The sequence below is a fragment of the Rhodococcus qingshengii JCM 15477 genome (assembly GCF_023221595.1).
In the GTDB taxonomy this organism is placed as follows: domain Bacteria; phylum Actinomycetota; class Actinomycetes; order Mycobacteriales; family Mycobacteriaceae; genus Rhodococcus_F; species Rhodococcus_F qingshengii.
Genome location: NZ_CP096563.1, coordinates 2635137 through 2652653, shown reverse-complemented (window position 1 = coordinate 2652653; position 17517 = coordinate 2635137). Strand labels below are relative to the sequence as shown.

20 protein-coding genes are annotated in these 17517 nt (G+C 61.7%); 10 read left to right on the top strand and 10 right to left on the bottom strand.

Features of this window, described 5'->3' with window-relative positions:
- Window positions 1–47: 47 nt before the first annotated feature.
- Window positions 48–593 (bottom strand): alpha/beta fold hydrolase, encoded by a 546-nt coding sequence (locus tag M0639_RS12225; protein ID WP_003942671.1) that lies wholly within the window; start codon window positions 591–593, stop codon window positions 48–50.
- 211 nt (window positions 594–804) lie between these two features.
- On the bottom strand, window positions 805–1266 hold the full coding sequence (locus M0639_RS12220) for a PPOX class F420-dependent oxidoreductase (RefSeq protein WP_064073686.1): 462 nt from the start codon (window positions 1264–1266) through the stop codon (window positions 805–807).
- Between the two features lie 121 nt (window positions 1267–1387).
- On the opposite strand from M0639_RS12220, the gene M0639_RS12215 reads away from it, so the two are divergent.
- Together M0639_RS12215 and M0639_RS12210 are read left to right on the top strand one after the other, a co-directional pair.
- A complete protein-coding gene (locus M0639_RS12215) occupies window positions 1388–2257 on the top strand; it encodes a PhzF family phenazine biosynthesis protein (RefSeq protein WP_231915130.1) in 870 nt (289 codons plus the stop codon).
- A gap of 85 nt (window positions 2258–2342) precedes the next feature.
- The gene (locus M0639_RS12210; protein WP_064073688.1) at window positions 2343–2768 is read left to right on the top strand and encodes a DUF6069 family protein; all 426 of its coding nucleotides are present in this window, start codon (window positions 2343–2345) and stop codon (window positions 2766–2768) included.
- Here the strand turns inward: M0639_RS12210 and M0639_RS12205 are convergent.
- The 5 genes from M0639_RS12205 to M0639_RS12185 form a co-directional block, all read right to left on the bottom strand.
- Entirely contained in the window at window positions 2765–3598 is an 834-nt protein-coding gene (locus M0639_RS12205; RefSeq protein ID WP_064073718.1) for a GAF and ANTAR domain-containing protein, read from the bottom strand. The genes M0639_RS12210 and M0639_RS12205 overlap by 4 nt on opposite strands.
- A 76-nt stretch (window positions 3599–3674) precedes the next feature.
- Complete coding sequence (locus M0639_RS12200; protein ID WP_064073689.1) at window positions 3675–4244, bottom strand: RNA polymerase sigma factor; 570 nt, start codon at window positions 4242–4244, stop codon at window positions 3675–3677.
- A gap of 84 nt (window positions 4245–4328) precedes the next feature.
- On the bottom strand, window positions 4329–5840 hold the full coding sequence (locus M0639_RS12195; protein WP_064073690.1) for a cobyric acid synthase: 1512 nt from the start codon (window positions 5838–5840) through the stop codon (window positions 4329–4331).
- 8 nt (window positions 5841–5848) lie between these two features.
- On the bottom strand, window positions 5849–6706 hold the full coding sequence (map, locus tag M0639_RS12190) for a type I methionyl aminopeptidase (protein ID WP_007734970.1): 858 nt from the start codon (window positions 6704–6706) through the stop codon (window positions 5849–5851).
- Between the two features lie 29 nt (window positions 6707–6735).
- Window positions 6736–7455: a transglutaminase domain-containing protein gene (locus M0639_RS12185; protein ID WP_064073691.1), complete on the bottom strand. Its 720-nt coding sequence runs from the start codon at window positions 7453–7455 to the stop codon at window positions 6736–6738.
- A gap of 53 nt (window positions 7456–7508) precedes the next feature.
- Between M0639_RS12185 and M0639_RS12180 the strand changes: the two genes are divergently transcribed.
- From M0639_RS12180 to M0639_RS12165, 4 genes are all read left to right on the top strand, one after another.
- Window positions 7509–7859, top strand: a complete 351-nt coding sequence (locus M0639_RS12180) for a DMT family transporter (RefSeq protein WP_064073692.1) — start codon at window positions 7509–7511, stop codon at window positions 7857–7859.
- Window positions 7856–8182, top strand: a complete 327-nt coding sequence (locus tag M0639_RS12175; RefSeq protein ID WP_003942819.1) for a DMT family transporter — start codon at window positions 7856–7858, stop codon at window positions 8180–8182. The genes M0639_RS12180 and M0639_RS12175 overlap by 4 nt, the downstream gene beginning before the upstream one ends.
- 55 nt (window positions 8183–8237) lie before the next feature.
- Window positions 8238–9074, top strand: a complete 837-nt coding sequence (locus M0639_RS12170) for a helix-turn-helix transcriptional regulator (protein ID WP_030535637.1) — start codon at window positions 8238–8240, stop codon at window positions 9072–9074.
- Window positions 9075–9216: 142 nt separating this feature from the next.
- Window positions 9217–10293, top strand: a complete 1077-nt coding sequence (locus M0639_RS12165; protein WP_223304443.1) for an iron-siderophore ABC transporter substrate-binding protein — start codon at window positions 9217–9219, stop codon at window positions 10291–10293.
- A gap of 17 nt (window positions 10294–10310) precedes the next feature.
- Here the strand turns inward: M0639_RS12165 and M0639_RS12160 are convergent, their stop codons facing one another.
- A complete protein-coding gene (locus M0639_RS12160) occupies window positions 10311–10904 on the bottom strand; it encodes a GNAT family N-acetyltransferase (RefSeq protein ID WP_050656477.1) in 594 nt (197 codons plus the stop codon).
- Between the two features lie 162 nt (window positions 10905–11066).
- On the opposite strand from M0639_RS12160, the gene M0639_RS12155 reads away from it, so the two are divergent.
- Both M0639_RS12155 and M0639_RS12150 read left to right on the top strand, forming a co-directional pair.
- Window positions 11067–11465 (top strand): DUF7144 family membrane protein, encoded by a 399-nt coding sequence (locus M0639_RS12155; protein WP_007734954.1) that lies wholly within the window; start codon window positions 11067–11069, stop codon window positions 11463–11465.
- A 75-nt stretch (window positions 11466–11540) separates the two neighbouring features.
- Window positions 11541–12986, top strand: coding sequence for a hypothetical protein (locus M0639_RS12150; RefSeq protein ID WP_054825512.1), 1446 nt, complete (start codon window positions 11541–11543; stop codon window positions 12984–12986).
- On the opposite strand, the gene M0639_RS12145 is transcribed toward M0639_RS12150, so the two are convergent.
- Window positions 12964–13341 (bottom strand): SHOCT domain-containing protein, encoded by a 378-nt coding sequence (locus M0639_RS12145; RefSeq protein ID WP_003942794.1) that lies wholly within the window; start codon window positions 13339–13341, stop codon window positions 12964–12966. The genes M0639_RS12150 and M0639_RS12145 overlap by 23 nt on opposite strands.
- A 133-nt stretch (window positions 13342–13474) precedes the next feature.
- Entirely contained in the window at window positions 13475–13726 is a 252-nt protein-coding gene (locus M0639_RS12140; RefSeq protein WP_007734945.1) for a three-helix bundle dimerization domain-containing protein, read from the bottom strand.
- A gap of 173 nt (window positions 13727–13899) precedes the next feature.
- Between M0639_RS12140 and ppk2 the strand changes: the two genes are divergently transcribed.
- A complete protein-coding gene (gene ppk2 / locus M0639_RS12135; protein ID WP_064073719.1) occupies window positions 13900–14748 on the top strand; it encodes a polyphosphate kinase 2 in 849 nt (282 codons plus the stop codon).
- A 27-nt stretch (window positions 14749–14775) separates the two neighbouring features.
- Entirely contained in the window at window positions 14776–17517 is a 2742-nt protein-coding gene (locus M0639_RS12130; RefSeq protein ID WP_064073693.1) for a cation-translocating P-type ATPase, read from the top strand.

The window sequence follows — 17517 nt, the reverse complement described above, 5'->3', positions numbered from 1 at the left end:
GGGCACTCCTCGCAATGGGAGTGCCCGCCTTTTCGTCGGTCAGAGTTTCACCAGGGGCTGGTACGCAGCACGATCTCGGTTGCGAGTTCGGCCGGTGCCGACTTGACGACGTCGTCGACACCCGGAAGTTCCGTCACGCGGAAGTCGGAGTACACGAAACGACCGCTGGCGTCGGCGATGGCCCGACCTCCACTGCCCACGACTACGGTGGTCGGAACCTCGACCGGCGGTACGCCGGCAATATCGCTGGCCGACGGATGTCCACGGTCCACGGCGATCAAACTCGCGAAGCGGCCGAACTGACGTGCAGCCAACAGCCACGCGAGATCGGCGCCCTCCCGGTGACCGACCAGGTTCACCCAGGCGATGTTCAACTCGTCCAGAAGTACCACTGCCGAGGTCTCGTCGAGATTCTCGATCGATTCCACCGCGACGGTCCGCAGATCCGAATGGTGCAGTCGCTCACACACATCGTCGTACAAGTCGACGGGGTCGCCCTTGCCGGGAAGCAGGAGTACCGCATGCTTGCTGACCGGCCCGTCGATCCGAACGGTGCACGAACCACTGCCCACCGCTACTCGAGTCAATTCCATGTCTGGAAACGGTACGCGATCCACACAGTGGAGGACCCTGGAGTCGACAGAAGTATGACCACTCATACACTCTCACCACCGGCGGCGAGTCCGATTTGTTCGCTCTGTACCGCCTCCACTCGGAGCGAAAGTGGCTTTCGGCGCATCTGAGGCGACGGACGTACCGTTCGCTCGAAAGTGGGGGTGGGCCGAACTCCAGTGGGGCGCGGCTCTAGGTACCGGACGGTTTGGGGAGCCCCGTCATTCCGTAGACGTGATCAGCGCGCACCGTGAGGATCTGTCGACGCTCTGCCACCATCGCTTCGCGGTACTCCTCCCAATCGGGATGCTCCTGGCCGCTGATGTCCCGGTACAGCTCGACCAGGGCGTCCGACACTTCGTCGTGAGGATCGGCCGCTGCGGGTGTCACCACAGCAAGTCCTTCGATCACGGCGTAGCTCCAGAAGTCGGGCGCGCTGACGTGGAGGGAAACCCGCGGATCGCGGATCGCATTTTTACTCTTGGCGCGATCAGCTGTGATGGACACGGAAGCCGTCTTCGACTCGACGTCCCAGCGGTAAATGATGTTGGACAACTGTGGGCGGCCGTCACGCTTGACGGTTGCCAACACACCTTGTTTTCCCTCGGCCACGAGTGCGAACAACGCGTCGTCGGTGTCTGTGTCATTGCTCATATCTGCACCAACGACGCCGTGCGGCCGGTTTGTTCCGGAGGCAGTCCAGTTCGAAGATCGCGGACCGCAATCGCGCGATGTGTCTTCCCCCGATGGACGACAGCGGACAAAGATGGTCGACATGGCAACTTCTCACGACATCCTCCGACTGACTGCGTTCAGTTCGGATCCGGCCGGCGGTAATCCGGCCGGCGTAGTGCTCGACGCGCGTGGACTCGACGACTCCGAATTACAATCTGTTGCAGCCGAAGTCGGGTATGCCGAGACGGCGTTCCTCATCGAACCGGTACTCGGAGGCAACCCGCGCCACAGCCGGATCCGGTACTTCTCCCCTATCGCCGAAGTACCGTTCTGCGGTCATGCCACTATTGCGACGGCCATCGCTCTCACCGAGCGAGACGGTGACGGAACCTTCACATTCGAAACACCGATCGGACCGGTATCCATCGACACGGCGACCGACGAGGACGGAACGTCCACCGCGACCTTCACCAGCGTCGAACCATCGGTCTCGCCGATCGATCATGCTGTACTGACAGCACTGCTCGGGCTCATCGGCGTCGATTCGTCTGCGCTCGACGCGCGGTATCCCGCAATGCTCTCGTACGCCGGCAACACGCACCCGATCGTCGTACTTCGTGATCAGGCAGCCTTCGACGAGTTCACCTTCGATCCATCCGCAATGCGAACTCTGATGGACGCGCAGGGGTGGGCGGGCACGGTGACGATCCTGCATCCCCTCGACGACAACACCTTCGAAGCTCGAAATCTGTTTCCGGTGGGAAACATCGTCGAGGATCCCGCGACCGGGTCCGCAGCGGCGTCGACCGGCGGTTACCTGCGCAAACTCGAACCCGCGGCCACTCCGCGGCGGATCACCATCCACCAGGGCCGACACGTCGGGCGACCCAGCGTTCTCGCGGTCGAGATCCCGGTCGACGGCGGTATCGCGGTCACCGGCACCGCCGTGCCGACAGACGACCCCCGGTAACCACCAGCGATGAGTTTCTCCCGGCCGGCGGGTCTATTCACCAGAGCGACGTCACAAGACCATCGCATCGAGCCGGGAGAACATCATGTCTGCAATCGCTTCAACCGCACACAACCTCCACCTCACCAAGCCGCGCGCCGTACTCGGGGCCACGGTCATGGCCCTCGTCGCCAACCTGATCCTGTGGCTGATCGGCCTGGCATCGGGCGGATCGTTCGAGATGACAGATCAGGGAAAGATGGCGAGCGTAGCTCCCGGCGGGGTCATCACACTTACGGTAGTGCCGTTGCTGGTCGGTTTGTCGCTCGCAATGTTGATCTCACTGAAGTGGGAGCCGATCATCCGCATCGCTCAGGTCGTGGGTGCAGTGTTTGCGCTCGGCACCATCGCCCTGACGATCGCCGCGGACTTCGACGCCGCCAGCACGGTCACGCTCGCGCTGATGCACGTGGTTGTCGCCGCGAGCGTGGTCGTCGCGCTCGAGGCCGTACGTCGGTCTCCGTCGAACTAGACCGCGGTAGGCGGCGCGGAATACGTCTCGACGATCTCGGCTGCCACGTCACGCAACTTGGTGTTCGTGGTCTGAGACTGCCTGCGCAGCATGTGAAATGCGGTGTCGGCGTCGATCCGATGGATGGCCATCAGCATGCCTTTGGCCTGTTCTATCGGCGCCCGAGTCTCGAGCGCGCGTTGCAGGGCGTCAGCTACCGCCTTGGCAGATTTGAAACGGGAGAAGTCTCCGATCGCGCGTGAGACTGTTGTCGTGAGAATCTCCATGACTTCCGCGTCGACGCTGTCGAAGGCCGCTGGGGCACGTCCGTACAGGTTGAACGAACCGAGTCGCTGATCCGGCGTGAAGAGCGGCGCCGCGAGAAAGGACTTGATCCCTTCGTCCTTCGCGGCCGCCGCGAACCGCGGCCAGCGTTCTGCGCTGGTCTCGGAATCAACGACTACGGTTTCACCGGTTCGAGCCGCGTGCAGACATGGTCCGTCGCCGGCGTCGTATTGCTCGATGTCGACGCGCAGGGTCCGCGAATCGGTGTGAACGGCGGTGTAGGTCTGCCCGGCAAGATCGATGGTGACGCCGATGCTGTCGGCGCCGTCGATGGCGTCGTTCGCGATTTCGACGGCGCGCTGGAGCAGAACCACGAGTTCGTCCTCGTCGCCGATACTTCCCCCGAGCGCTGCCAGCAACTCTCTGACCGCACGTGCCGTCAGCCGAGTTTCCGCAGCCTCGACGGCGACGTCAGCACCAGTTGCCGTCGCATCGTCCGGCAGTACCGACGGCACCGAATCCTCGGTTCTCGGGTCGAAGCCTCTGGGGTCGAAAGCGGTATCCACGACGAAGCATTCTTCCAGTTTCACGGGCACCAAGGAGAGTGAGTTCGGTGACAGACCCCGGCAAACCGCCGAGTCGTCATCGCCATCGATCGAGTGCGACACCGAGATTCCGCCTCGCCCGAGTGTGCTGGCCACGAACCGCGTCCGGACTCAGTTCCAGGACAACAGCGATCTGCGGATACGTCATGCCCTCCACTTCTCGCAAGACCCAGGCAGCACGCTGACGCAGTGGCAGGCGATCGAGTTCGGATTCCAGGGCGTCGAGAAATGCTGTGCCGCAGACTTCTTCGCTCGGATCACGCAAACGGGGATCAGCTTCTTCCCCGAGTTCGTCCAGATCGGCGGCGCAGGAGCCGACTTTTCGATAGAAATCCGAGATCTTGCGAGAACAGATCGCGAACAACCAGGTCTTGGCGCTCGAGCGCCGCTGAAACCCCGGAAGTTGGCGCCACGCAGCGACGCAGGTTTCCTGGACGATGTCGTCGACGTCACTCTCGCTCGCGAGCAGTCGACGGGCAAATCGATACAAGTGCGGGCCGTATCGGCGGACGATGACGTCGAAGGCCGCGTGATCGCCGAGCATTGCCGAGTCGACCAGCACCTCGTCACTGAAGTCCGTCAGCAAGCCGTCGAATTGATCTGTCACCGCGCACACTCCTACTAGGGAGCCGTCGCGGGAGTGAGGCCTGGCTATTCTACCGCGTCCACGTCGACACCCGCGGGAGCGCTCTCAGGCTTCGAGTGCGGAAGCAATGACGGGGAGCCCGATAGGCGCCCCACCGTTGATCAGTTTCTCGAGTAGATCCTGATCGAGGTGCTGCTCGACGAGATCAGCGAGAAGGTCGAGTTGTTGTTCTCGCACCGCGGCAACCGCGGTGTCGGGTGCAGCAACAAAACCGGGAACCGCGAGCTCACGCAGCAGGCTGCGCCGAAAGTCGTCACTTTCCAGGAGACCGTGCCAGTGTGTCCCTCGAACAGGCCCTCGCACACTGCCTTCCGGCATACCGCTCGAGTCCGCCAGCAATGGGTGGTCCCCGTTGCGCACGACGCGTCCGTGATGAATCTCGTACCCGGACACCGAGATACCGTCTGCCGTACCGGTCATCTGCGCCAGCACCTTGTCCGGAGCGAACTCGACATCGAGGTCCAGCAGACCCAGTCCCGCGGTGGTCCCTGATCCTGATTCGACGTCGTCGACGATGGAATTACCCAGCATCTGGTAACCGCCGCAGATTCCCAGGACTGCTTGCCCGCGACCTGCTCGCGCGACGATCTCGTCGGCCAGGCCGGTACTTCGCAACCACTCGAGGTCACTCACGGTGGACTTACTACCGGGGATCACCACGAGGTCCGCGTCGCGAATTCGCGACGGATCGGTCACCCACGAAACTGCCACGCCCGGTTCACATGCCAGTGCCTCGACGTCCGTGGAGTTGGAGATACGCGGGAGCCGAACCGCAGCAACGGTGAGCCAGGCCGAACCGACGGGTGGGCCCGGGCGCCCTACCGGGGCATTGCCGGTGACGCCAAGCGAATCCTCGGCGTCGAGCCAAAGATCGTCGGCAAACGGGATCACTCCGAGAGTGGGTCGACCGGTGAGGCTGCGCAGTTGTTCCAGTCCGGGTTCCAACAGTGCAACGTCACCGCGGAATTTGTTGATCACAAATCCCGCGATCAATGCCTGGTCGCTGGGCGAGAGCACAGCAACGGTCCCGAACAGATGGGCCAGGACGCCGCCGCGATCGATGTCACCGACGACGACGACCGGAATCCGCGCAGCCTGAGCCAATCCCATGTTGGCAAGATCCGTTGCGCGCAAGTTGATTTCGGCCGGTGAACCGGCGCCTTCACAGATCACGACGTCGAACTCGGATCGAAGCGATTCGAGATCTTCGGCCACGACGGCGCGAAGCCACTGCCGATGCTGCATGTAGTCGCGAGCACCCACTGTGGTCATCGCCTTGCCCCGAACAACCAATTGCGACGTGCGGTCACTTCCAGGCTTGAGCAGCACCGGATTGAATCGAACACTCGGCTCCAGACCGCATGCACGCGCCTGAAGTGCCTGCGCACGGCCGATCTCTCCGCCGTCCAGCGTGACCACGGAGTTGTTCGACATGTTCTGCGCCTTGAACGGCGCCACTCGGACGCCTCGACGCGCCAACATGCGACACAATCCGGCCACAAGAACGCTCTTGCCTGCGTCGGAAGTAGTGCCGGCTACCAGCAAAGCGCCGCGCATCTCCGAACTCAAGGCAGGGTGAGAATCTCTGCACCGGTCTCGGTGACCACCAAGGTGTGCTCGAACTGCGCCGTCCACTTACGGTCCTTGGTGACGACGGTCCAACCGTCCTCCCAGATCTCGTAGTCGATACCACCGAGGTTGATCATCGGTTCGATCGTGAAGACCATGCCCGGTTCGATGATCGTCTCGACCGCGGGCTCGTCGTAGTGCAGGATCACGAGGCCGTTGTGGAAGGTCTCGCCGATTCCGTGTCCGGTGAAGTCCCGGACGACGCCGTACCCGAACCGATGGGCGTAGGACTCGATGACACGTCCGATCACGTTGAGCGCGCGGCCGGGCTTGACGGCTTTGATGGCCCGCATCGTTGCCTCGTGTGTGCGCTCGACGAGCAAGCGGTTCTCTTCGGACACGTCACCGGCGAGGAATGTCGCATTGGTGTCGCCGTGTACCCCGTTGATGTACGCGGTGACGTCGATATTGACGATGTCGCCGTCCTGGATCACAGTCGAGTCGGGGATTCCGTGGCAGATCACCTCGTTGAGAGACGTGCAGCACGACTTGGGAAAGCTCTTGTAGCCCAACGTCGACGGGTATGCACCGTGGTCGAGCATGAACTCGTGTGCGATGCGGTCGAGTTCGTCGGTCGTGACACCGGGAGCGACAGCCTTGCCGGCTTCCTGCAGCGCGCCTGCAGCGATCTTGCTGGCGATGCGCATCGCCTCGATCGTTTCCGGCGTCTGAACCCAGGGCTCGTTGCCCTCTTTGGCGGTCGGCTTCCACGCGTACTCGGGCCGCTCGATCTTCGAGGGCACAGCGAGGACGGGAGAGACGGTTCCAGGGACCAATGGGGTACGCACAGACATGCAGAACAGCCTAGACCTCGCGTCGCGCGTCAGCCGGATGCACTCCAGTTCCGGAAAACCGGGTCGACGAGAATTCTGACGGGGGTCGACATCGTCTGTCCGAATTCCTCGAAGAGCACGTCGCGAGATTCGAAGGTGCCCAGATCGCGGTCGACGAATTCGGAGAAGTCCAAGCAATCACACGAAACAGACTTGCCCCAACTGATCGGAGCGCGTCCGATCGCGTCGAACAGTGTCTCCTCGCCGGTGCTCGTGAACGGTTCGAGCGCTGAGACCACCGCAGGTGAAACGATCTCGGAGATGTCCTGCCAGCGTCCGTCGACCAGAAATTCCGGCCACGCCAGCAGCACTGACTTCGGAATCACCGCATGTAGACGCCGAAATCTCGGGTACCAGAATTCCCCGCGTAGTACGAGACCGCGTACTCGGGTGGCGATTCCTCGGCGGCGAGCCAACGCTTCGACGATAGCCAGTCTCTGACTGCAGGATCCGCGCCCTCGACTCAATGTCACCGAGACGGGTTGCCGGTCGTCGAGGCCGTACACCGGCCGAATATTTGCAGCGACGCTGCGATGCGCCGACACCAGGAACTCCTGCGCCGACTGGATCGCACCTTCTGCAATGTCCTCGTAGAGGCGGGCCACGTCGTCGTGGCCCCAGTCGAGGATCGGAGTTGCGGCCACATCGCCACCCGACGCGTCGTGGCGGATGTCACCTTTGCGGATTCCACCGAGCAGTACGCACGTCATGTCTCAACCGTAGTGCGCGACCGGAATCGGTGGAGCCTGACAGAATCCCAACCGTGAAGAAATGGCTGTTGTTGATCACCGCGATCCTCACCGAGGTGTCTGCGACGCTGTCGTTGCGCGCCGCCCTCGATCACCCGGCTTGGTACATCGTGGTCGTCGGCGGATATCTCGCAGCATTCACCGCCTTGTCGTTCGTCCTGCGGGAGGGCATGGGACTCGGTGTTGCATACGGAATCTGGGGCGCAACCGGAGTTGTCCTGACCGCAGTATTCGCAACTTTCCTTTTCGGAGATCCTCTGACGGCCACCATGGGCATCGGGATTGCACTGGTCATCGGCGGAGTGCTGTGCGTCGAACTCGGCTCTCAGGCTGCCGCCGACAGCGGGCCGGCGGACCCAGCATGACCTTCGTATTTCTGATCGCTGCAATTATTTCCGAGGTCACCGCGACGTTGTCACTACGGATGGCGTCGCAGGACGGCAGCGACAAACGATGGCTCGCGGTTGTCACCGTGGGGTATCTCGCCGCTTTCGCCTTCCTGACCCTCGCGCTCGACGCGGGCCTCACCATCGGCGTCGCATACGGAATCTGGACCGCATGTGGAGTGGCGTTGACGGCAATCGCATCCCGCATTCTCTTTCGCGAACCGCTGACCAGGCTCATGATGGTCGGGATCGGCCTCATCGCGGCAGGCGTGCTTCTCATCGAACTCGGTGCGAGTCACTGATCGCTGCACACATCAGTGTAAGGTTTACCTAACTTTGCTCTGGAGGTAGTCCACGGTGCTGATCCCTGCCCTTCGTGAAATCGCCGACGGTCCACAGCTGGACGACGATTCCCACTTACGGGAATCCGACCGCCACACTCCGATGGCGCGCGCCGTCCCGGCGCCGTTCCAACTCACGACGTACATCGTCGAGACCGACCACATCACCCGGTGGCCAGAGCACGCTCACGTCGAGCACGAACTGATCTGGTCCGACCGCGGTGTCGTCAACATGATCATCGACAATCAACTCTGGACCGTCACGCCCGGCGTCGGCCTGTGGATCCCCCGCGGGGTCCTCCACGAAGGTCAGGCAAATCCCCACGTCGCATTCCGCGCCACGCTCTTCACCCCCGAGCTGTGGACTCCCGCCTGGAACGAACCGTGCATCGTGACACTGAGTGAGGCAGCCCGGGCACTGCTGATACACCTCGCCCACACCGGAATGCCTGCAGAACAACGCCTTCGGGCACAGCAGGTTTGTGTCGATCTCCTCACCCCGGCATCGGCACCTCACTTCGACGTACCGATCCCCCGAGATCCGCGGCTACGGATGCTCGTCGACAAAGTGCTGTCGGATCCCGCCGACGATCGATCACTCGATCAGTGGGCTCACGTTCTCAATCTCAGCCGACGTACGGTCACCCGGATTTTTGCCGCGGAACTCGCCTTGAGCTTTGCGCAGTGGCGCACTCTGGTTCGCATGAGCACGGCCCTCGGCATGCTCGGGACCGGAATGAGTGTGAACGCCGTCAGCCGCCGTGTCGGTTACGGGACGTCGAGTTCCTTCATCGCCGCTTTTCGCAAGACGGTCGGCTACACCCCCGGCAATGCGCTCGCCGCTGTCAACTGACTCGAGCCTGACCTGTTGTCGACATCGGCTGGCCCCTTCGCTACACGCACGCGCCCTACATTCACTTAGGTAAGCCTGCTCTCACGTGCGTACTGCGCTGAGTCGTGCAAGCACTTCCCTGATCAATCCCGAGGAGTTTCGCGTGTTCAGATCTGCCCGTCAGAGAATTCGTCCCCAGCGGAGGCGACGAATCGTTGTTGCGCTCATGCTGGCGGCGGCACTGCCTCTGACCGCCTGCACACAGTCGTCATCGGACGCCCAGGAAAACAATTCATCGGCATCCGCCGTCGAGGACGGCGCCTATCCCGTGACGATCAAGCACGCTTTCGGCGGGACCACCATCGACAAGGAGCCGACACGGATCCTCACCCTCGATTCCGCAGCGGCAGACACGGTCATCGCCCTGGGTGTCACTCCGATCGCGATGCAGAAGGACTCTTGGGCCGGCGACGCCGACGGGTTCCTGCCGTGGACCCGCGCCGAACTCGAAAAGTCGGGCCAGACGCTGCCCACGCCTGCGCCGTACTACTCCGACAGCGGCGAGCTACTGTTCGAGCAGATTCTCAATGCCGCGCCTGATCTGATTCTTGCCCCGTACTCGGGCTTCTCCGAGCAGGATTACCAGCGCCTGAGCTCGATCGCCCCGACCCTCCCGTACGACACCAAGCCGTATCAGCCCAGCTCGTGGCAAAACCTCGCCACCGATGTCGGCAAGGCACTCGGGCGTCCCGCTCAGACCGCGGCGCTGATCAAATCGGTTGAGGAATCGGTCCAGGAATCGAAGGCGAGTCATCCCGAATTCAACGGAGTCACTTTCGCCTTCGGTTCCTACATCCGTGAAGGAGAAACCGAAACCGCCATCTACGGTCCGGACGATCCGCGCGTCAAGTTTGTCGAAAACCTCGGGCTCACAGTCGCTCCCGACGTGGTGAACGGCGCCAAGAACTTTGCCGGCGACTCGTTCCTTTTCGGCATCAGTATGGAAAAGCTCGACACGATCGACACCGACGTGTATCTCGGTTGGGCAAGCGATCAGTCGGAAGTCGACAGCACATTGGCCAACACTCTGTTCTCGCGGTGGCCGGTCATCGCCAACGGCAAGGACCTGTGGATCACCGACAATCGCCTGACTGCGGCGACAATGTACGTCAGCCTTCTGAGTGTTCCGTGGGCGACCGACGAACTCGTGCCACAGTTGACCGAACTGGTCGCAAAATAGCAGCCCGCTCGGTCTGATCAAGCAACTGAAGGCCACTCACCGCGAAGTGTCGCGAAAACCACGGTGTCGGTCCACTCGTTCTTGATCCACGCGTTCTGCCGAAAATGTCCCTCTCGCCTCATACCGATCCGCTGCGCGAGTCGCGCCGAGGATTCGTTTCTCGAATCCATTCGCGCGACCACGCGGCGCAATCGGGGTGTCGCGAACGCGAGGTCGATCAGAGCGGTCACTGCTTCCGTCGCGAATCCTCGGCCGCCGAACTCGGGCGAAAATGCCCACCCGAGTTCGGCGGTGTGCTCGACTTCGGCTGTGCAATCAGATTCTTCGACTCGCCAAGCACTCACGCTTCCGACAACCCGGCCCCCGTACTCGACAACAAGTGCCACCGCGCCCGATGCCAGGTCGCGGCGAGACATTCTGGTCTGCACGGCCTCCCGAGCCTCCGCGAGACTCCAGGGTTCGTTGAGCAAATATCGGCATACGTCGCTGCGCCCGTAGAAGGTGAGAAGATCCCGGTGATCGCCTGGGCGGTAGGTACGGAGCACCAGCCGGTCCGTCCGGATCACACCCGGTGCAGGCCTCATCGCCACACCTACGTCCGCCATATCCATGCCGTCACGGTAGGTTCTTTCGAATTCGTAGGCGAATGAATATCGCAATGCTGTGCAGCGCTCAATGTTTGATTTGCCCTCCGACGGGCTACTTCACCACCGTAAAAGGTCGGGACAGGGAAATATGCCAGGCTATTTCGCGCTTGAAATCTAGGGGCGGTCATGTCCGAGGATTCACTGGTAAAGCAGGGTGTGGCAAAAGGAAGCGCGCTGGGCGGAGCCGTTCTCCTCATCACAGTCGGCGTGCTCGAAATCCTCCAAGGCATCTCGGCGATATCGGAGGACGACGTGACAGTCGTCGGCCCGGAATACACGTACCAATTCGACCTCACTTCGTGGGGATGGATCCACCTCGTACTCGGTGTGCTCGTCACCGCTGTCGGAATCATGCTCTTCACCGGCGCGACGTGGGCACGGGTAGGCGCGATAGTCATCTGTTCTCTGTCGATCCTCGCGAATTTCCTGTGGCTACCCCACTCGCCGTGGTGGTCGATCATCATCATCGCGCTCGACGTATTCGTCATCTGGGCCGTCGCGACCTGGAATCCCGAGGTCATCTGAGGTCACCCGCCGAATCATCTTCGCAGTTCAGCATTTCAACTGTGCGCCAGTAGTTTCCGTCCCGGGAGGACCATCATGGCAAACGGCACGAGCGACGGACCACTCCAGGAGGACGAACGTGCCGAACTAGCCCGGTTGCGCGAAGAGGTAGCAACACTTCGCGAGCAGACTCCCAGCGCCCGCGAAACGACCGTCGAGAAAGTCTCCCGACCACCTCGACATGGGCTGCGGTGGACCGCGGTGACAATCCTGCTGGTGCTGGTCGCACTGCTCGCAGTCTTGTCGGTAACCACCCGCTTCGTACGTAGTCAGATCCTCGACACGGACCGCTACGTCAGCACGGTAGCGCCACTGGGTGAGAATCCAGCCGTGCAAGCGGAGATCACGAATCAAGTCACGGACGAGATCTTCGATCGCGTCGACGTCGAAGGGCTCACCACCGAGGCACTCACAGCATTGACGGACGTGTCGAATCTCGAAGCCAACGCCCCTCGCGTGGACCAGGCGTTGGTGGGTTTGGCACCGGTGATCGCCGGCCAGGCGAAGAGTTTCGTCCACGACACAGTGGCCTCGCTCGTTCGGACGCAGCAGTTCGAAGACCTTTGGATTCAGGCGAACCGAGCGGCGCACAACTCCCTCGTCGCCGTCATGACCGGAAACTACGGACCCGACTCGGTCGAGGTCGACCAGAGCGGAACGGTCAGCATTTCACTGAGCACGATCATCGACCGGGTGAAAACGGCGCTGACCGACCGCGGCTTCGCTTTCGCAGACAAAATCCCGTCCGTGGACAAGGAGTTTGTTCTCTTCCAGTCCCCCGAGCTGGTGAAGGCGCAGCGAGCCGTCTCGGCACTCGACAAGGTCTCGGCGGTGCTGCCGTGGTTGGGAATCGCTTGCGCAGCAGCCGCTGTCGCCGTTGCGCCAACCGGTCGCAGGCTTCGTACGCTGTCCCTGGTCGGTCTGTCGATTGCGTTGGGAATGCTTGTTCTTGCGATCGGAATTCTGATCGGACGTGCAATCTACCTCGACAGTGTCCCTACCGATATCCTCTCGCCAGACGCCGCCACCGCTGTCATCGACACAGTTCTGGTTCCGCTTCGGACGAGCCTTCGCGCGGTTGCGGTCCTCGGTGTGGTGGTGGGGCTCGGCGCCTACCTGATCGGTGGGTCGTCGTCGGCGATCGCCGTTCGTCGAGGCTACGGGCAGGCGTTGGACTTCGTCCGGCATTCTGCAAGCGGCCGAACGCCGAATCAGGTGGAGCGGTGGGCCAATCAGCTTCGTGTCCCACTGCGCTGTGCCATCATCGGCATCGCCGCACTGTTGCTGCTCTTCTGGCGCTACCCCACCGGATTGGTCGTTGGTTGGATCGTCGTCATTGCGCTCGTTGCTCTCGTCGCACTGGAAGTATTGGTTCGTCCCGCACGCGCCGCCGCGCAGGACGCCGCGCCTGACGACGGCGGAACCGACGACGCCAGGCCCGGGGCAGAAGATACGAAAACTACGCCAGCGCCTTTGCCTTGATAGCCTGGAATTCCTCTTCGTTGATCGCGCCTGAGTCGAGAAGCTCTCTGGCGTCGGCGATCTGCTGAGTCGGCGATTTCCCGGCGACCTTTCGAATGTAATCACTCTGCGCGTGTATGTGCTGTTGAGCGGCTTCCATCGACCGCCTCGTCATTCCGTCATTCTTGACGACCACGTAGATCATCGCGGACAGGAATGGAATGACGAAGAGGAATATCATCCACAACGCCTTGGCCCAGCCCGAAGTCTCGTGATCACGGAACAAGTCGGTGATGATCGAGAACAACACGCTCAAGTACGCCACAAAGGCAAAGCAGACGAAGATGAACCAGAAGAATTCCCAGAAGCCTTCCATGTCAACGCTCCCTGTACTCGGTTTTACACATCAGGAGTTCGGGAGGCTGACGTTCCGCGCCTGAGCTCCTGCATTCGGCCAGAACTCCCTGGTCCAAGGTCATTTCAGTATGCGCCGACGATCCCCGTTCCGGCTACAGCTCGAGAGAGTTCAGACTCGCCGACCGCTCATCCATTATCGGAATCACTATTCTCCGATCCGAGATCTCTTGTCTGGCCGCCTTTTCGACCAGAAGAGGCACGAAGTCGCGGATCCGACATCCCGCAAAACGCTGGTGAATTGTTCGCACTCTGTTTTCGATCTCCGGTGGAGGAACGGCGGGATAGCGGGAAATCAGGCGAGTGATCACCCGCTCGACGTGGAGCAACTCTTCGTCGCCAGTCATCCATTAATGGTCGTCCGTCCAGCCGAGCACGTCAAGACTCGGAAAGGGTTCGAAAACAACACGATTCGGGTCTCGATTGCGAAGAGAATAGGTTCACCGAATATGGGGCATACACATAAGGGCGGACGGTTCCCCGCGCGCTCGCGTTGCGCTCATGATGCCAGGGAGTGGAAGTGGGAAAGAACGCTCGGATTCTTCACGACGACACCCCGTCGACCCTTACCGACGACGCGCCGCCCTTGGCAGAAAAGCCGATGAAGAACAAGGTGTACCGCCGCAAACTCAAGCCGTTGCACGGCGAACTCGTGGCTTTGCAGGAGTGGGTCAAATCGTCTGGAGCCAAGGTCTGCATCGTATTCGAAGGTCGAGATACCGCGGGGAAGGGCGGTGTCATCAAAGCCATCACCGAGCGAGTGAGTCCGCGAGTGTTCCGGGTCGTTGCGTTACCCGCCCCGACCGAGCGAGAGCATTCGCAGATGTATGTCCAGCGCTACGTCCCGCATCTTCCGGCTGCCGGTGAGATCGTCATCTTCGACCGAAGTTGGTACAACCGTGCCGGTGTAGAACGAGTAATGGGCTTTTGCACCGAAGAACAAGCACATCAATTTCTCCAGCTCATTCCGACCGTCGAACGCGCGATCGTCGAATCGGGAGTCATTCTGCTCAAGTACTGGCTCGAGGTCAGCGAAGAACAGCAGCTCTTACGTCTGCAGAGCCGGATCGACGACCCTCGAAAGATCTGGAAGCTGTCGAATCTCGATCTGAAGTCGTTCAGTCATTGGTACGACTACTCGCGTGCCCGCGACGAGATGTTTCGCTTCACCGACACCGGCTGGGCGCCATGGTATGTCGCAAACAACAATGACAAGAAACGCGGACGACTCAACATCATCAGCCACATTCTGAGTCAGATCCCCTACGAGCCCGTGCAATTTACGGACATCACCCTACCGAAACGGCAGAAGGCTCACGGCTACCAGACGCCCAAACAACCGCTGCACTGGATTCCGACCCGGTATTGACGATCGCCAAGGAAAGGATGTGCGGTCATGAGCCCCACGCCGTGGCATGCGCAGAGTGGCGAATCAGTCGTGTCCGTACTGCAGTCGGACCCGGAGCGCGGACTGCAGTCGGATGAGGCCGACCAACGGCGACGACGCTACGGGTCGAACGAAATCACCTCGACGCCACCGCCGTCGACGTGGTCGATCGCGCTGTTGCAGCTGAAAGATCCGATGAACTTGATGCTCGTCGCCGTGGCCGCGGTCAGCATCGCCATCGGTGAAGTGCCGACAGCAATCGTGGTGGCGGTGCTCGTCGTGCTCAACATCGTCCTCGGAACTCGACAGGAGTTGAAGGCACGGGCCAGCGTCGACGCCCTCGCCAAGATGCAGACGCCCCAAGCACGGGTCATTCGTGACGGGAACCTGATTCAACTCGACGCTACCGAACTGGTGCCGGGTGACATCGTCCAAGTCGAGGCAGGAGACATCATCGCTGCCGACGGACGGTTACTCGCCACCACCACCCTGGAGACGCAGGAAGCCGCATTGACCGGGGAAAGCGCGCCGATACCGAAGGACCCGAATACGCTGAACAACGCGGATATTCCGCTCGGAGACCGCAGCAATCTGGTCTTCCAGAACACCTCGGTCACCCGCGGCACGGCGACCATGGTGGTCACCGAGACCGGGATGCAGACGCAGATAGGCCAGATCGCGTCGATGTTGTCGGCGGTCGCCCCTGGCAAGTCGCCACTTCAACGTGAATTGGACTCTCTCACCAAACTTCTCGGAATCATCGCGTGGACGGCAGTGATCGTCATCGTCGTCATCGGGCTCCTTCGTGGGCAGGACCTGACTACGCTTCTGCTCCTTGGTATCGCAATGGGAGTGTCCGCGATTCCGACCGGCCTGCCAACATTCGTCCAGGCGATGCTGGCCTACGGTGCCCGTCAACTGGCCGACGCCAAGGCCGTCGTGAAGAACCTGACCGACGTCGAAACACTCGGCGCGACCAGTGCAATCAACTCGGACAAGACCGGCACGCTGACCATGAACCAGATGACCGTCCGATCGCTGTACGTCCACGGCCGTTGGTACACGGTCGACGGCGAAGGCTACGCCAAAGCGGGAAGGATCACGCAGGTTGCCGGCGAGGCGCCGCCCGACTTCACCCTTCTCGCATACGGACTGTGTCTCGACAGCGATGCAACGGTTTCCGATTCCGGGGAAGTTGTCGGCGACCCGACCGAGGCCGCGCTCGTGGTGCTCGCGGCAAAGATCGGTGCCGACGCCCCACTGACCAGACGGACCTACCCGCGGGTGGCGACGGTTCCGTTCGATTCCGCGTACAAGTTCATGGCCACGTACCACCATCTCGAAGTCGACGGCGTAAGTCAGTTCGTCGGATTGGTCAAGGGCGGACCCGATGTCGTCCTCGCTCGGTGTTCTTCGGCCTTTCTCCCCGGCCGTCGGCAGGTCCCGATCGAGGAAGTCCGAGACGAACTCACGGCAGCAAATCAGTCCATGTCCGAAAAGGGTCTTCGGGTGCTGGCATTCGCGGTCAGACGCCTCGACGGACGGGAAGATGCTGTCGTGGCCGACCCCATGTCCTTTGTCGAGGACCTGACGTTTGTCGGTATGGCAGGCATCATCGACCCGCTGCGTCCGGAGGCGGTCGATTCGGTGCGAACCGCACACCGGGCCGGCATCGAGGTCCGCATGATCACCGGCGACCATGCCACCACCGCCGCAGCGATCGGTGCCGAACTCGGACTCGGCCCGGGCTCGGTGGGCGGCGGCGAGTTGCAAGCGATGACCGATGAAGAACTGTCGACCGCGTTGCCGAACCTGCACGTGTTCGGCCGCGTCACTCCGCAGGACAAACTTCGCTTGGTCGATGTCATGCAGAGCGGTGGCGCCGTCGTCGCGATGACCGGAGACGCGGTCAACGACGCCGCCGCGTTGAAGAAGGCAGACATCGGCGTCGCCATGGGCTCGGGCAGTGAGGTGACCAAACAGGCGGGCAAGATGGTGCTCACCGACGACAACTTCGGCACCCTCATCACCGCGATCACTTTGGGCCGCAACATCTACGGAAAAATCGTCTCGTACATCCGCTACCAGATGTCGAAACTCTTCTCCTTGGTTCTCCTCTTCCTCGCTGCGAGCATCTTCAACATCAACGAGGGTGTGGCACTGACGCCACTGATGGTGCTGTTCCAGCACTTCTTCATCACACTGTTCCCCGTCGCCGTGATCATGCTCGACCCGCCGCCACCGGATCTGATGAACAAGCCTCCGCGCGATCCCAAGATGCCGATCGCACATCGAAGCGCAGTCGCTCAGTGGCTCGCGTACGGTGTCCTGCAATTTGCCGTGACACTCGCGGCGATGCTTCTCGCACCCGGTGAAATGAGTACTTCCGAGGCGAATGTTCCCATGACCACAGCATTCGTAGTGCTCTCTCTCGGTTCGATTCTCGCGGGGCTTACCATGCGGCGTGATCCCGAGTCCGGCGTGGTTCCACCGGTTCTCGGTGCCATCAAGATCTTGACGATCCCCACGGTCGTGACCGTATTCGCCGTCGAGGCGGGCGTCCTCCAGGACCTCCTCATGACAACCTCACTGACCGGCGCCCAGTGGCTCGCCTGCCTGGGTTGGTCGCTGATCATCCCGGTTGTCGTCGAGTTGGACAAGGCAATTCGACGCCGCCGCCTCGCACAGGCACCTGCGCCACTCCCTGCGACCACCGCGGTTGCCCCCGAGCGCGCCCGTTCGCTCCACTGA

Coding starts and splice junctions, on each gene's coding strand:
- M0639_RS12225 (WP_003942671.1), bottom strand. CDS start 593: ATGGAATTGACTCGAGTAGCGGTGGGCAGTGGTTCGTGCACCGTTCGG.
- M0639_RS12220 (WP_064073686.1), bottom strand. CDS start 1,266: ATGAGCAATGACACAGACACCGACGACGCGTTGTTCGCACTCGTGGCC.
- M0639_RS12215 (WP_231915130.1), top strand. CDS start 1,388: ATGGCAACTTCTCACGACATCCTCCGACTGACTGCGTTCAGTTCGGAT.
- M0639_RS12210 (WP_064073688.1), top strand. CDS start 2,343: ATGTCTGCAATCGCTTCAACCGCACACAACCTCCACCTCACCAAGCCG.
- M0639_RS12195 (WP_064073690.1), bottom strand. CDS start 5,840: ATGCGCGGCGCTTTGCTGGTAGCCGGCACTACTTCCGACGCAGGCAAG.
- map (WP_007734970.1), bottom strand. CDS start 6,706: ATGTCTGTGCGTACCCCATTGGTCCCTGGAACCGTCTCTCCCGTCCTC.
- M0639_RS12185 (WP_064073691.1), bottom strand. CDS start 7,455: ATGACGTGCGTACTGCTCGGTGGAATCCGCAAAGGTGACATCCGCCAC.
- M0639_RS12175 (WP_003942819.1), top strand. CDS start 7,856: ATGACCTTCGTATTTCTGATCGCTGCAATTATTTCCGAGGTCACCGCG.
- M0639_RS12160 (WP_050656477.1), bottom strand. CDS start 10,904: ATGGATATGGCGGACGTAGGTGTGGCGATGAGGCCTGCACCGGGTGTG.
- M0639_RS12155 (WP_007734954.1), top strand. CDS start 11,067: ATGTCCGAGGATTCACTGGTAAAGCAGGGTGTGGCAAAAGGAAGCGCG.
- M0639_RS12150 (WP_054825512.1), top strand. CDS start 11,541: ATGGCAAACGGCACGAGCGACGGACCACTCCAGGAGGACGAACGTGCC.
- M0639_RS12145 (WP_003942794.1), bottom strand. CDS start 13,341: ATGGAAGGCTTCTGGGAATTCTTCTGGTTCATCTTCGTCTGCTTTGCC.
- M0639_RS12140 (WP_007734945.1), bottom strand. CDS start 13,726: ATGACTGGCGACGAAGAGTTGCTCCACGTCGAGCGGGTGATCACTCGC.
- M0639_RS12130 (WP_064073693.1), top strand. CDS start 14,776: ATGAGCCCCACGCCGTGGCATGCGCAGAGTGGCGAATCAGTCGTGTCC.